Raw genomic sequence first — 14,787 nt, 5'->3', positions numbered from 1 at the left:
TTTTATTTTTCTGAAAAATCAAAACACCTCATCACATATAAAATACCCCTCTCTTCACATATAAAATCAGCAACATGTGAAAAGAGGGGTTTATGGTTTGCTATACTTTTTCTTTCACTTCAACTTAGCCTGCGTCCAAATCTCCTTCGGAGAACTGACTGTTGTAAAGATCAGCATAGAATCCGCCTTGTGCAAGCAGTTCCTCGTGATTTCCCTTCTCGATTACACTACCTTGATTCATAACAAGGATAAGGTCGGCATCTCGAATCGTCGAAAGACGGTGAGCAATTACGAAGCTGGTTCTGTTTTGCATCAATGCTTTCATTGCTTTTTGAATCAACAATTCTGTCCGTGTATCGACACTGCTCGTTGCTTCATCAAGAATGAGGATCGATGGATCAGCCAGAATCGCACGCGCAATCGTAATCAGCTGCTTCTGTCCTTGAGAGATATTAGAAGCCTCTTCATTTAACACCGTATCATAACCAAGCGGAAGTGTGCGGATAAAGTGATCGGCATGAGCAGCCTTGGCAGCACGTACCACATCAGCTTCTGAGGCACCTTCACGTCCATAAGCAATGTTATCGCGGATTGTACCATTGAACAGCCAAGTATCCTGAAGCACCATACCAAATTTGCTGCGCAGGTCACTCCGTCTCATGTTGGTAATATTGACGCCATCAATGATAATTTCCCCATCATTAAGCTCGTAGAAGCGCATCAACAGGTTAATCAGAGTGGTTTTACCAGCACCAGTAGGACCGACAATGGCTATAGTCTGACCTGGACTAACCTCAATATTCATGTCCTCAATCAGAATCGCATCTTCTTTATATCCGAATTTCACATGGCGGAACTCAACGGAACCTTCCGGAGTACCTTCATCAAGCTTCGCAAGTGTAGTATTAACTTCCTTAACTTCCTCTTCTTCATCCAGAAGTTCAAATACACGTTCTGCGGAAGCAATAGTGGATTGAATAATATTCGCAATATTAGCCGTTTGTGCAATCGGCTGGGTGAACTGACGGGAGTACTGAATAAAAGCTTGAATATCCCCGACATCGATCATTTTTTTAGTAACAAAGATACCGCCGACTACACAAATCATTACATAACCCAAGTTACCGATAAACATCATGAGCGGCATAATCATACCCGACATGAATTGGGCACGCCAGCCAGAGTCATAAAGCTTATCGTTAATTTCATCGAAATCCTTAAGGGACTGCGGTTCACGACCAAATGCTTTAATAATCCGGTGACCTGTATACATTTCTTCTACATGACCATTCAACTGACCGAGTGACTTCTGCTGTCCGACAAAATAAGTCTGCGAGCGCTTGGAGATAGCCATAATCACAACGAAGCTGAGTGGCAATGTAACAATCGTAATCAAAGTCAGCCATGGGCTGATGGTAAGCATCATTACGATGACACCGATAATGGTGACAATAGAAGTAATTAATTGAGTTAAGCTCTGCTGCAGTGTAGTACTGATGTTATCCACATCATTCGTAGCACGGCTTAGAATTTCCCCGTGGGTACGGGAATCAAAATATTTCAAAGGCAAACGTTCCAGCTTGCTGTTGATCTGCTCACGCATGTCGTAGACGACCTTCTGAGCTACGCCAGCCATTACGTACTGCTGAATATAGCTAAATAGAGCACTAAGCAAATACAGACCCGCAAGTATGATCAGGATATCATTAATGTATCCAAAATCAATGGAAGCTCCCTCAACACCCATTAATTTACCGTAAGCACCTTCGAATAGTTTAGTTGTTGCTTTACCCATAACCTTAGGACTGAAGATACTGAATACAGTACTGGCAATTGCCATTACAAGAACGATAATCAATTGAACCATACGAGGTCTTAAATACTTAATCAGACGACGAAGTGTACCCTTGAAGTCTTTAGCCTTTTCTGCAGGCATCCGCATGCCAGGGCCGCCACCAGGTCCAGGACCTTTATGGGTGCGCGGAGCTGCAGCTCTATTGTTTTGTTCACTCATGCTATTTCCTCCTCTGACAGCTGCGAGGATACGATCTCGCGGTACACATCACTGCTCGCGAGCAGTTCACGGTGAGTGCCCATTCCGGCGATTTCACCCTCATCAATAACAATAATCCGGTCGGCATCCATAACGGTACTAACCCGTTGAGCTACGATTAGAACAGTGGATTCCGTGGTTTCATCTTTGAGTGCCGCACGAAGCTTAGCATCTGTTTTGAAATCAAGTGCAGAGAAGCTGTCGTCGAACAGATAAACTTGAGGTTTTCTCACAAGCGCACGTGCAATGGACAGCCGCTGTTTCTGACCACCAGAGACATTACTACCGCCTTGAGCAATTTCCGAATCAAATCCATCTTTCATTGCTGACACGAAATCGTAGGCCTGAGCTACCTTGGCTGCATGAATGATTTCTTCATCGGTAGCATCCTCTTTACCGTAGCGAATGTTTTCGTTAATCGTACCTGAGAACAATACCGCTTTTTGAGGGATGTAACCAATTTTGCTCCGTAGCTCTTCCTGAGTCATCTCACGCACATCTACTCCGTTAACACGTACAGCACCTTCGTTAACATCATAGAACCTTGGAATCAAGCTAAGCAGCGTAGATTTACCTGAACCAGTACCCCCGATAATCGCAGTAACTTCACCTGGGCGAGCACTGAAGCTAATTTTCGAAAGTGCAGGTTGTTCCGCGCCAGGATAAGAAAAGGAGACATTATCGAATTCAACAAAACCACGCATATGATCACGGCCGTCTTTTTTAGTTGCTTGAGCCGTTGTTTGTAAATCACTCTCTGATGGATCTGTGAACTCCGGCCGCATATCGAGCACTTCATTGATACGCAAGGCTGAAGCTGAAGCACGAGGAATCAGCACGAACATCATCGACACCATAATCAGGGAGAACATGATTTGCATCGCATATTGAATAAATGCCATTAGTGAGCCGACTTGTAAATCGCCATCGCCGATTCGAATCCCACCAAAGTAAAGAATTGCGATCATGGAAAAGTTCATAACAATCATCATAAGCGGCATCAAACCGGCCATGATTTTATTTACTTTGATCGCTGTGTCTGTCAGATCACGGTTAGCCTCGGAGAAGCGTTTATTCTCATGATCAATCCGGTTAAATGAACGGATAACACGGATACCCGTCAAATGTTCACGTAGAACCAGATTTAATTTATCCAGCTTGATCTGTATCGCTTTAAACAGTGGTAATCCCTTCATCCCGATAAAGAAAATTGCGCCAACGAGTACCGGAATAACTACTACAAAGATCAACGATAATTTCGCATCTTCAGATACCGCCATGATGATACCACCAATCATCATCATCGGTGCACCGATCATCATACGCAGCATCATAGTAAGTACAGTCTGTACCTGCGTAATATCATTCGTTGTACGGGTAATTAAAGAGGCAGTACCAAGCTTATCGAATTCATGCAGTGTAAAATTCTCTACATGATTAAATACACGAGCACGGGTAAGTTTACCGAATCCTGCTGCCACTTTTGCTGATAAATAGCTGGCAATGACTGAACATAAGGCCCCGCCCCCTGCTACTAAAAGCATGAAGCTACCTATTTTCCAAATATAAGTACGGTCTCCCTGAACAATACCTTTGTCGACAATGTCGGACATCAGCGTAGGGAGGTATAAGTCGCCCATGGACTGCAAGAACACAAGAATTAATACAGCACCAATAGCTACTCGAAATGGCTTCAGTTGTTTAAATAATTTAATCAAGCTTCTCATCTCCGTTCATTTGTAGCCTATCCCAATTAGGTGGTGGATTATCCTCAACGAATGCATGTACTTTCAGCAACAGTTCTGTGAGCTGCTTAGTCTCTTTTTCACCTAAGTAACGTACGAGCTCATCCAGCATTGCGTCTCTGTATTGCTCTGCTCTTCGTGTGAGTTTTTTTCCACTCTCCGTCAATTTCACGCGTACGACTCTTCGGTCCGAAGGATCTGCGTGTCTTTCCACCATCTGTTTCGCCTCAAGACTATTAATCAACTGCGTAATAGTTGGAGGTGTGAATCCGAGTAGTCGGCTGATTTCAGATATCTTTAGACCCTCATCATCAGAATGATTCCATTTTTCAATGCATATCATTAAAGTCATCTCACTCGGCTTATGGCCTTCAACACCCTTTTGCCATTGGCCTTTATGCAGCCGTTTCATCGCCGCAAAAAGCTCGTGTGCGACTGAATTTTCAGTATTTTCTGTATTTCCTCCGTTTATCCCAATTTCTTTCACCTCTAATTTAGTTAGGTCAGCTAATTATTAAACACTGTATTATTTAGGCTACCTAATTATATTTTCGGCGCAACGCTTTGTCAAATTTTGAATACGGTATCAATTATTACGAAATAAAAAACTCCCACCACGAAGGTAAGGAGTTAAAAAAATCGGATATGTAACTATATATTAAAATGTCCAACATACCTTTAATATTAGAATCCCGCTCCGTGTTCATAGGTCGTCATTCCTCCATTGCCGCCTCCCAATGTCGGTTGACCAATAATGATGAAGCTAAACAATACTAAAATGCCTGCCATCATCAATAGTGATTTTTTCATCTTTTCTCACCTCCCTTATTAAATTTCTGTATTTGTCCTGCTGAATCTGAGTTGCATAGTCCCTGTTGGTCTCAAATAAAGTTACACATTTTATGAAGTCTATTCCATTATTCGTCTTAATAGATAACTCTAAAGACTGAATAATATATTCCACACCTACAATATATTGTTTATTTCTTATTTGATATATAGCTACTTGATAGTACAACCGATATAATCGATCGATATTAATGGGATCTTCAAACTGCTCAAATCGCAGCATTTCCCGTGAGAAGCGTGTAAGCACGTTGTCTACAGAAAATCCGAAACGATTAGCCGATTCCATAATAATAATGAGTCCTGGTAGTATCTCTCCGGGATGATCAGCTAAAAAGGCTACATAAGCTGGTATAACTTCAACATTGCCTTCCAGCATCTCCAGTGTAAAGCTATTTCCGGTTGCAAATAATCGGAACTGTTCTACGGCTTGGTGACCTACTTCATCCAACATTTCGAACCAGCTGAGGTCTGCGTAACCAGCAGTATATTTCTTAGCCTCTTCATATCGACCCTGCTTTGACAACGAAATCGCTTTGAGTAAATAACCATGTCCATAATAGACAACCAGCGGACGCTCTGTACAAAGCGCTTCTCTTCGTCTGTCTTCACTACGACGTAGTTCTTGGCGGTAAACAGCATTGGCTAAAGCTCTCAACTCATCAGCATATACTTCCATTTCTTCCCATCTTCGAAGAGCGAAACATAACTGCGTCAGCATTAATAAACCATCCAATTGCAAATTCTCTGGAAGACGGCCCCTGAATGGACTAAAACTAATCACTGCACGTAGTTTCTCTTCCATATCAAATGTTTGCAAAAATTTAAAAATACGATAATGACTGATCGCAAGACGTTCACTGTAACTATCAGACTCATTCTCTACTACAATTTTATAAAAAAACAAAGACTCCTGAATTTTCCCTTTATTGAATAACTTATCAGCAACTGAATAAATGATATCCAGCGGTTTTGTACACTCCAATATCCTACCTATAGTTTCATCAATGCAATTTTGTTTGCCCAATTCGGCGCAACGTATTAAAAAAGGCTCTACCCTGCGGCGTGAGACCTTCTCCTCATTAAAGCATTCATCAATATATAAAGGATACAACCAACCGTCAGGAAATCCAAAGGCTTTAATAATTGCATCTATTTGTCCCAGAGACATAGGCTTCGGCGGATTCCCGTGCAAAATTGCACTGAGACTTCCACGATTCAGGCCACATATTTTTGAAAATGAGGCGAGATTATGGCCGGAGCGGGACAGATTTTTCTCAATTTCTGAGCGTATAGTTGTTAACTTTCCCTCCACTCGGCACCCCCAAAGTTTGACTTGAAAAGATTCTATTAATTGACATTATAGGTGAAAGTTATGGATTGTACAACCAATAGATTGTACGACAAAAAGAGGAGCGTATTTCTCTCCTCTTTATCGGTTGGATCTTTGTAATAGTGTAATTCTATGGATGTATCGAGTTTAATTTATTGTAATAGCGGCTTTTGAGCTTCAGCAGTAAGCTGTTGCACTTGCCTTGCGACTGCGCAAGTTCTCCATCATCTTATGTTGTGCCAGCAAAATATAACCGTCCAATCGCTCGCTTAGCTCTAGGACAGCATGGTCACTAAGACTCCGTTGCTCCGCGACTTCCAGCAATTCGCATCTAAGGCTCTCTATAGTCACAAACAGCTCATCTTCTCTGTAGTCTCTTCTATAAGCTTTCTCGGAAGAACCTTGATATAGTGTCACAACTCTCTCCTTCTCTCTATCAACATCTCTTCCTATCATAATCCATGATACCAAAAAACATATTTTCAAAAAAAAAGAAAAATTTGCAGAACATCCACAAAAAATAAAATAGCTATTTATTCGGATGTTCTATAGGCTCATAGGGAAGCTCATTTGGATACTGTTCTCTCAATAGTCTCTTTGCAAAAGAAATCCATTCACGTGCTGCGAATGATAAATAACGGTCTCTACGCCAAGCCATAGCGATCTGCCAAGGAATTACCGGTTCTGTCAAAGGAATGACTACCAATCGTGAGCGATCCATGTCACGGCAAATGGTTTCCGGCAATAATGCGATTCCCATTCCTGCGGCTACCATCTTGCTGATTAAGTCCCATTGTGAACTCTCATATATAACCTTCGGCTGAAATCCAGCTTTTACACATTCCGTAATAATCCGATCGTGCAGCGTGAAATCCTCCCGGAATAACACGAACTCCTCTTCAGCCAGTTCACTTAGTGGAACTAACTCTGCCTCGGCCAGCCGATGCCCCATAGGCAAAATAAGATTCAACTTCTCTTCAACAAAGGTAAAACAATGAAGTTTGGCTGTATCTACAGGCAATACGACCATTCCAATGTCCAGCAGTCCCGTTTCTACATCTTCCTCCACTTTTTTGGCCCCATCCTCATGGAGACGAATCGTAACCTGCGGATAACGTTTATGAAATTGACCAATCACCGAAGGAAAAAAGCTCGCTCCTACCATTGGAGGCAGGCCGATGCGAATGTGACCCTGCTCCAGATTTCGTAAGTTATCCAGTTCGGAAGACAAGCTAGCGAAAGACTCCACGATATTTTGCGCTTTGGTGAACAAAATTTCCCCTGCGTCTGTAAGCCTTACACTCTTCCCTTCACGGTAGAACAAGTCTGCCTCCAGTTCGACCTCCATATTCCGAATCATTTTACTGATCGTGGGCTGTGTTATATATAATGATTCAGCAGCTCTGGTAAAGCTTTTCATTCGTGCCGCTTGAACGAAATATTCTAATTGTCGGATATCCATTTATGTGCCCCCTAATCCATAGACAAAAGGAATGTCATTTATTCGATCTATTCATTTTACCTATGAAAACAATTGATGTAAACTTTCATTATCATGAAAGGAGCGAAGCCTTATGAAAAAGATTGTTATAGGCTTGCTGCAGGTAGCGGGACTTATGTTATTCTCTTTACTTATCAATGCTGTGACCCCATTATTGCATATCCCTATTCCCGGAAGCATACTCGGAATGATTATATTGTTTCTCCTGCTTGAGTTCGGTGTCATTCGTCTGAATTGGGTAGAGGTTGGTGCTTCTTGGCTACTCGCCGAGCTCCTACTGTTCTTCATTCCATCTGCTATAGGTGTAATGAAATACGCTAATATTCTGGAAACGGATGGATTACGCATTCTTGCCGTTGTCGTCTTAGGCACATTTGTTGTGATGGCTAGTTCCGGATTACTTACCAGTAGAATTTATAAAGCGAAGGAGCGGAAAGAATCATGTTAAACGCTCTGCTGTTCTTTGGCCTCACGGTCGCGGTGTATTTACTCGCGAAACGTATCTATGCTTCTACTGGTAAAGTCTACACCTCTCCATTAATCATCACACCAGTGATTATGATCATCTTTCTGCTTATAACAGGTATTACTTATGACTCATACAATGCGGGAGGAAAATGGCTGACGGATTTGCTGCAACCAGCAACCATGGCCTTTGCCATCCCTTTGCATAAGAACTTCAAGGTACTCAAAAAGCACGCCGCCGAAATTGCGGCAGGCGTGCTATCAGGGACGATAGTTGCGGTGATCTCTTCCATACTTCTCGCCAAATGGCTGCATGTTAGCGGCGATCTGGCAGCTAGTCTGGTCCCGCGTTCGGTAACTACACCGATCGCTATGAGCATCTCGCAAAGTATCGGCGGTGTACCGAGTATTACGGCAGTCTTCGTCATTATTACCGGGATACTTGGTACAATGATGGGCCCTACTGTACTTCGCATCTTCCGCATTGAGAATGAAATTGCGCGCGGTGTATCGCTGGGAACCGCTGCACATGGTACAGGAACATCCAAAGCCTTCGAGCTTAGTTCACTGACCGGAACCATCTCCAGTATTGCGATGATTCTGTCCGCGCTGTTATCTATAGGTGTGGCGCCAGCTTTGCTCGCGATATTCCTCCACTAGGCTAACCCAGCTTGGGCCAAGGGCATGTCTCTTTAGTACATCTAAAGTAGCATGTCCTTTTTCTATGAATTGAGCCTTAGAACTTAACAGGCAATCCGCTTTGCGCTGAATTGTAGGCCGCACAGGTGACTTTAAGGGTTTTGTACCCATCCTCATAATCGCATAAAATGCGCGAGCGATCCCCCGTCCGTACAGCATGTATGAAGGCTTCACTTTCTACTAAATATGGGTTTCCTGTATTCGCAAATTCGGTGCTATCGCCACTTCGCACTTCCAAGAGACGATCCGGGTTCCAGTCCAAAAGTCCCCGATCATTATAAAAGCTAAGACCTACACTTCCCACCTCATCAGGTAAAACGCATGTATTTGAAATATTAGCAACAATTCCATTTTCAAGCTTCAGGGATACGGTGCCTACATCTGCCACGCTCACACCTTCATGCTGCTCATGCATAATCCGGTTTCCGAACATGCCGTAAACTTCCTTTACTTCTCCGGCTAGATAGCGCACCAAATCAACGATATGTGTAGTCTGCTCTGTGAATTGTCCTCCGGATTGCTTCTGATCACGCCACCAAGCTACGCCTGGCATGCCGCCCATCCATTGCCCCATAATCATACCGACTTTGTCACCACGCAAAGTTTCTTTCAGACGTTTAATGTTCTCCTGATAGCGGAAATGATATCCTACCGAGGTTAACAAATTATTTTCTTTGATATCCTGAAGTAGGCTTGCGGGAATTTCAGTAGTCATACTAAGCGGTTTTTCTATAAAAAAGGGAATATCCCTCTTGATTAATGATCGTTCGATCGCACCATGAGATTGTGGAGGCACACAAATATAAACAGCATCGAGCTTCTCCGTATCCAGCATCTCCGTAATATCACCATATCCAGCAGCATCGTAAGGACGTGCCATATCTTCGCCTTTAGCCTTACTGCTTCCGCAGACCGCCTGCAAACGGACATTATCCATCTCTGCTAGTAAATTAGCATGTACCTTAGAGAACCAACCCGTACCCACAATACCCACTTTTAATGTCATTCTTTTTCCTCCTGCCGATTGATTATGAATACCTTTTCATAGATTATACCCTCTTATGAGCGGATAAGATAATCTCTCCATTCTTCGGGAAGCAAATGCATGTAAGGACTCTGCAAAAAGCGATCATCCGCAAGCACAATAATACCTGTATCTGTCTCACTTCGAATCAGTCTGCCTCCAGCTTGCAATACCTTGCACATTCCTGGGTAGACATAAGCATAATCAAAGCCATTTTTACCTCTGGCATTAAAATACTGACGCAGTAGATTACGCTCAAGACCAAGCTGTGGTAGGCCAACTCCAACAACCATTACCCCGTTGAGACGGTCTCCTGGCAGATCTACACCTTCCGAAAAGATCCCTCCGAGTACAGCAAATCCTAACAACGTCTCGTCATTATCTGGACTAAATGCTGCTAAAAAACTTTCTCTAGCCTGCTCACTCATGCCTGTATCCTGTATCAAAGTCCGTACTTCGGGGTAATTCTCCGTAAAGGCCTGATATACGTTTTGTAAATAGAGATATGAAGGAAAAAACACCAGATAATTGCCCTTCTTTGAAACCATTTGATTCAATGCCTGAGTTAACGGGATGAGGGAAGCTTCCCGGTCATGATAACGTGTGGAGACAGGCAGCACGGTCACTTCCCATTGCTCCTTCTGAAAAGGAGATGAGACCGTTAAACTGTAATCTTCCTCCACCGCACCAATCATATCCCGATAGTACGATAATGGAGAAAGCGTAGCAGAGAACAGAATCTGGCTTCGAAAGCTCTTAGACATTTGTCGGAGTAAATGCGATGGATCCAAATTAAATAACTTCAAGTACACATCGCCGCGCCGAACCTCAGCATAGGTTATGTAGCGTTCATCATAGGTCTTAAAGGTGCGAAGCATCCCTTGAACTGCAAAATAGGTATCCAGAAGAACATTCTCTCCTTCTCCATTCTGAGGAACAATGCTGGCGCTCGGGTGAATAAGTTCCTGTTCCGCCTCCAAAGAAAATATCTCAAGCAAGGCTGGCAGCTCCTCCGGGAACGAAGCCCACTGCCCTTGCCCCTCTTCATTACAAATTTTGCGAAGGGAGATGAAAAAAGCATTCACCGATTTAGCTGCAGTACTCAAATTACGGTTTACTTCCTTGTACTGACGCTGGATTTCTAGAAAGGGGGCCTTCAGCAAAGAGGCAGAGAACATCTCTCGTCCCCGGTCTACCAGATTATGTGCTTCATCTACCAGAAGCACCGTTTCTCTCTTTCTCTCCTCTGTTAGCCGTTTCAGGCTGATCCGAGGATCATATATATAATTGTAATCGCAGATCACCGCATCACAGGCATAGGCTGCATCCAGCGAGAACTCAAACGGGCACACTTTATGTTTGTGAGCATACAGTGCTAGGGTGTCTCTGCTCATCAGTGTCTCATGCTCTAACAGATCCATTACCGCATCATTAATCCGATCATAATAGCCTTCCGCATAGGGACAGGAATCCTTACCGCAAATCCCTTCATCATGAAAACAGGTCTTCTCTTTAGCAGTAAGTGTGATGACATGCAGCTGAAGTCCCTGCGTCAGCAGTAACGAGATTGCTTCCTGCGCGGCAAAACGGGTAACCGTCTTAGCCGTTAAATAGAACAATCCTTTAGCTTGTCCTTCGCCCATTGCTTTAAGGACCGGGAACAGCGTCGACATTGTTTTTCCGATGCCTGTGGGCGCCTGAGCGAGCAGACTGACCTTTTCTACGATGGATTTGTACACCGCTCCGGCAAAATGCCGTTGTCCCTTTCGATAAGAAGGAAACGGGAATTGTAACTCTCGAAGGCTCTGCTCTTTCTTAGCATCATGACGAACCATCATCTCAGCGTACGGAGCATATCTGGCTACGGTATCATTAGCAAATGAGATCAGTTCATCTAAAGACAACGTTCGGTACAAGCTTTTTTGCTCATCAGTAGCCCGGTGGACATAGGTAAGCTTTACTTGAATAGAAGAAAGCTCCTGCTCCAGCGATACCATATATGCGTACATCAGCGCCTGAGCCCAATGAACCTCATGTCCCTCTTCCAGCATATCCAGCAGTCCGGAGGTTGATTTGATTTCTTCGACCGTTAGGCTCCCATCCTCCGAAACAAGCAGTCCATCACAGCGCCCATCTACTATATAGAGTAAGCTACCATAAGGGATCTCTGTTTTCAGATAGACCTCCTTGCGGTCACCTTCCTTATATTGCTTTTGGATTTTCTGATGAATTCGTGTTCCTTCAACCATAGAGGAAGTACCATGAAATCCAGGCTCAATACTACCGCTGCGAAAAACATACTCGACGAGAGTTCTAACGGATAGGGTTACAGTATGATCCAACTTTTCCCACCTCCCTTAATTATCCATATATCCTTTTTGTTCCTAATGTCTATTTCGGTCCTTTAATCACTGTATAACCCCATGGGATAGCATAAACATCATCTTTCACCTATGCGTGTTTAACTTTACGCACTCCACAAAGCTTATACTTACGCTTTCGGTTTTTGACTTTCTTCTGCTAGCCCTGCATAATAAATTTTATTACTATGGAGTCATTTTGTCTTGGTGCTGTTTCGTCCTGTTTGAGAAATGGCGTTTTATCATGTAGAAAGAGGGGGAAGCTGTGTCATCCTTTAATATTAAACGTTGGATCATTAAACCTTTTGTGTTTTTCACAATACTTTTTATCCTAAAAGCATTTCTGGCTTGGGGCGTCATTTTCGATGATGTGCTGCCTTGGAAATCATTACTGACAGAAATCCCTTTTGCCTGGGCGCTCTTCTGTATTATTGAGCGGTTCGCCTCCAAACGAAAGCTTGGATATTACATGACAGTCAATTTATTAGTAACAGCCATCTTTTTCGCAGCCATTATGTATTTTAAATATTATGGTGTCATTGTAACTTACCATGCCGCAGAACAGGTGAATCAAGTCACAGCTGTCAGCAACAGCGTATTCTCACTTATGGATCCTTACTACCTGTTAATCTTTACAGATATAATTGTCCTAGGAGGCTATTTCTTCTTTAATAAGAAAGGCCGTGTCTATAAAAAAGAGAATATCAACCGTCGTAACGGAAAAATAAAATATAGTGTTCTATTCGCAGTCTCACTTGGTTTATGCTTGTTTAACATTTTGCCTAATAAGGCTAGTATGAACGAAATTAAGAAAGCTCAGGAGATGGGTATTCTTAACTATGAAGCCTATACGATCTTTGCAAAAGAAGAACCAGAGCTTGTGCAATCAAGTGACATTACACAAGATGCCATCAACAAAGTGAAGGGGATTAATACTGCGGTTAGTTCTCCACTTCATGGCACGGCTAAAGGCAAAAATCTTATTATCATTCAATTGGAATCCTTCCAGAACTTCTTGCTGGGTCTTGAGCTAGACGGGCAAGAGATTACACCGAACCTGAACAAGGTAATGAAGGATAGTCTTTACTTCCCTAATTTCTATCAAATGGTAGGTCAAGGGAATACGTCGGATGCAGAATTCGTAGTGAACACATCCGCCTACATCCCTCCACGTGGTGCGGCAACGATGTCCTATGTGGATAAGGTGCTCCCAAGTCTGCCACGCTTGCTTAAAGACAATGGGTATCAGACCGCAACCTTCCACACCAATGTCGTAGAGTTCTGGAACCGTGGTGAGCTGTATGACTCACTGGGCTTCGATCATTATTATGATCGCTCATTCTTTGGTGAAGATGATGTTTTCTTCTTCGGTGCTTCTGATGATACGCTCTATAGTAAAACTGCTGACAAACTGAAAGAAATGAGCAACGAGGGTCAACCCTTCTACGCTCAGATCATTTCGATGTCAGCGCATCATCCATTCACAATTCCTGAGGAAAAATACCGCATGAAGCTACCAGAGCGTTACGAAGGTACTTTTGTGGGTGACTATATCCGTTCCCAGAACTATGCGGATGATGCCTTCGGACATTTCGTAGAAGAGCTTAAAGCGAATGGCGTATGGGATAACAGCGTGATCATGATTTATGGAGACCATATGGGACTGCCTATTTATTCTCTCGATCATGATGATAAGCAATTAATGACTGAAATTTATGGTCATGAATATTCCTATGCGGATATGTTAAACATTCCTCTGCTCATTCATGCAGGAGACAGCACAGCATCACAGACCTTAGAGCAAGTCGGTGGCGAAGTGGATATTATGCCAACTGCTGCTGGTCTTCTTGGAATTTCATTAGAGAATAACCTAGTTTTCGGTCAAGATCTACTCAGTCAGACTTATAATTTGCTGCCAGAAAGATATTATTTACCTTCTGGATCTTTCATTTCCAGCTCAGGACTGCTTATTCCGGGTAACAGCTTTGAAGATAATACCCAATACCCTATTTATAATGGAAAAGCACCGGCTGCTACTGAGGATGAATACAACCGAGCATTGAGACTTCTACAGCTTTCCCATAGCTATATTACGCAGCTGCCAGACAAACCAATTGAACCTTAGAACTTATCATTATTATATTTCAAAGAAGGCCACCTTCTCTCCGGAGAAGGTGGCCTTCTTTCTGTATCTATAAGCTAAAGCTAGAGATTTACCGTTCCTGATCCTCGATCATACGGTAGTACTCCGCAAACTTTTGCAGCTCTTCCGGCTTCAGTATAGATAAATGCTCAGCAAGCAGCTGTTTTGAACGGAAATGTCCTTCTTCAAGTATTTGCTGACCTTGCTCGGTGATGGTCACCACAACCGCTCTCCGGTCCGATCCATCCGTCTCACGCTTAATAAAACCCAGCGCTTCCAGGCGATCGAGCATCACGGTAATCGCACTTGATTTGACCTCCATAGACTCCGCCAGTTGTACCACCCGCGACTTTTTCTCTTTCGCTACTATATTTAACAGACCCATCTGAGGTACGGTAAGTCCGAGTTCTTTATGCAAAGTCCTTTGAGACATGATCTTACGCTGTACTCTCCACATGGATAATCCAAGACGCTCTATTAACGGATCTAATTGATGCGGCATCCTTGTTTCAACTCCCAATCCGTTTTTTAATAACACAAGCGTACCACTAGAACTGGTCAGGATTCAATGCTTTTGTCTACTAAAGATTTCATAATCACGTTTATTTCCATAATTTT

The 14,787-nt window shown here is 43.1% G+C and carries 13 protein-coding genes; 3 read left to right on the top strand and 10 right to left on the bottom strand.

Translation table 11 applies throughout. The features are described from left to right. Window positions 1-124 precede the first annotated feature (124 nt). From MKX35_RS05010 to cidR, 7 genes are all read right to left on the bottom strand, one after another. Entirely contained in the window at window positions 125-2,014 is a 1,890-nt protein-coding gene (locus MKX35_RS05010; RefSeq protein ID WP_076297938.1) for an ABC transporter ATP-binding protein, read from the bottom strand. Then, entirely contained in the window at window positions 2,011-3,771 is a 1,761-nt protein-coding gene (locus tag MKX35_RS05005) for an ABC transporter ATP-binding protein (RefSeq protein WP_076297939.1), read from the bottom strand. Before MKX35_RS05005 ends, MKX35_RS05010 begins: the two co-directional genes overlap by 4 nt. Then, window positions 3,764-4,285 (bottom strand): MarR family transcriptional regulator, encoded by a 522-nt coding sequence (locus tag MKX35_RS05000; protein WP_081382663.1) that lies wholly within the window; start codon window positions 4,283-4,285, stop codon window positions 3,764-3,766. Before MKX35_RS05000 ends, MKX35_RS05005 begins: the two co-directional genes overlap by 8 nt. 197 nt (window positions 4,286-4,482) lie before the next feature. After that, window positions 4,483-4,608: a hypothetical protein gene (locus MKX35_RS04995; protein WP_256716182.1), complete on the bottom strand. Its 126-nt coding sequence runs from the start codon at window positions 4,606-4,608 to the stop codon at window positions 4,483-4,485. Next, complete coding sequence (locus tag MKX35_RS04990) at window positions 4,562-5,959, bottom strand: DNA-binding protein (protein WP_076297940.1); 1,398 nt, start codon at window positions 5,957-5,959, stop codon at window positions 4,562-4,564. The genes MKX35_RS04995 and MKX35_RS04990 overlap by 47 nt, the downstream gene beginning before the upstream one ends. A gap of 195 nt (window positions 5,960-6,154) precedes the next feature. After that, window positions 6,155-6,394 (bottom strand): aspartyl-phosphate phosphatase Spo0E family protein, encoded by a 240-nt coding sequence (locus MKX35_RS04985; RefSeq protein ID WP_042192581.1) that lies wholly within the window; start codon window positions 6,392-6,394, stop codon window positions 6,155-6,157. A 112-nt stretch (window positions 6,395-6,506) separates the two neighbouring features. Further along, window positions 6,507-7,439: a cidABC operon transcriptional activator CidR gene (gene cidR, locus MKX35_RS04980; protein WP_076297941.1), complete on the bottom strand. Its 933-nt coding sequence runs from the start codon at window positions 7,437-7,439 to the stop codon at window positions 6,507-6,509. Between the two features lie 112 nt (window positions 7,440-7,551). On the opposite strand from cidR, the gene MKX35_RS04975 reads away from it, so the two are divergent. After that, complete coding sequence (locus MKX35_RS04975; protein WP_042192585.1) at window positions 7,552-7,926, top strand: CidA/LrgA family protein; 375 nt, start codon at window positions 7,552-7,554, stop codon at window positions 7,924-7,926. After that, window positions 7,920-8,603, top strand: a complete 684-nt coding sequence (locus tag MKX35_RS04970; RefSeq protein ID WP_042192587.1) for a CidB/LrgB family autolysis modulator — start codon at window positions 7,920-7,922, stop codon at window positions 8,601-8,603. Before MKX35_RS04975 ends, MKX35_RS04970 begins: the two co-directional genes overlap by 7 nt. A gap of 76 nt (window positions 8,604-8,679) precedes the next feature. On the opposite strand, the gene MKX35_RS04965 is transcribed toward MKX35_RS04970, so the two are convergent. Further along, on the bottom strand, window positions 8,680-9,648 hold the full coding sequence (locus tag MKX35_RS04965; RefSeq protein WP_076297942.1) for a Gfo/Idh/MocA family protein: 969 nt from the start codon (window positions 9,646-9,648) through the stop codon (window positions 8,680-8,682). 53 nt (window positions 9,649-9,701) lie between these two features. Further along, window positions 9,702-12,008, bottom strand: coding sequence for a helicase C-terminal domain-containing protein (locus tag MKX35_RS04960; RefSeq protein WP_076297943.1), 2,307 nt, complete (start codon window positions 12,006-12,008; stop codon window positions 9,702-9,704). Between the two features lie 283 nt (window positions 12,009-12,291). Between MKX35_RS04960 and MKX35_RS04955 the strand changes: the two genes are divergently transcribed. After that, window positions 12,292-14,151, top strand: coding sequence for an LTA synthase family protein (locus MKX35_RS04955; RefSeq protein ID WP_076285608.1), 1,860 nt, complete (start codon window positions 12,292-12,294; stop codon window positions 14,149-14,151). A gap of 88 nt (window positions 14,152-14,239) precedes the next feature. Here MKX35_RS04955 and MKX35_RS04950 read toward each other — a convergent pair whose 3' ends face one another. Next, window positions 14,240-14,671 (bottom strand): MarR family winged helix-turn-helix transcriptional regulator, encoded by a 432-nt coding sequence (locus tag MKX35_RS04950; RefSeq protein WP_081382665.1) that lies wholly within the window; start codon window positions 14,669-14,671, stop codon window positions 14,240-14,242. Window positions 14,672-14,787 lie beyond the last annotated feature (116 nt).

Source organism: Paenibacillus sp. FSL R5-0923, assembly GCF_038009145.1.
Lineage (GTDB): Bacteria > Bacillota > Bacilli > Paenibacillales > Paenibacillaceae > Paenibacillus_AQ.
The sequence above is the reverse complement of the archived record's forward strand: the minus strand, read 5'-3'. Positions and strand labels throughout refer to the sequence as shown.

What these genes read in the sequence shown, in the direction of transcription:
- MKX35_RS04965 (WP_076297942.1), bottom strand. Translation starts at nt 9,648, where the DNA reads ATGACATTAAAAGTGGGTATTGTGGGTACGGGTTGGTTCTCTAAGGTA.
- cidR (WP_076297941.1), bottom strand. Translation starts at nt 7,439, where the DNA reads ATGGATATCCGACAATTAGAATATTTCGTTCAAGCGGCACGAATGAAA.
- MKX35_RS05010 (WP_076297938.1), bottom strand. Translation starts at nt 2,014, where the DNA reads ATGAGTGAACAAAACAATAGAGCTGCAGCTCCGCGCACCCATAAAGGT.
- MKX35_RS04975 (WP_042192585.1), top strand. Translation starts at nt 7,552, where the DNA reads ATGAAAAAGATTGTTATAGGCTTGCTGCAGGTAGCGGGACTTATGTTA.
- MKX35_RS04950 (WP_081382665.1), bottom strand. Translation starts at nt 14,671, where the DNA reads ATGCCGCATCAATTAGATCCGTTAATAGAGCGTCTTGGATTATCCATG.
- MKX35_RS04995 (WP_256716182.1), bottom strand. Translation starts at nt 4,608, where the DNA reads ATGAAAAAATCACTATTGATGATGGCAGGCATTTTAGTATTGTTTAGC.
- MKX35_RS04970 (WP_042192587.1), top strand. Translation starts at nt 7,920, where the DNA reads ATGTTAAACGCTCTGCTGTTCTTTGGCCTCACGGTCGCGGTGTATTTA.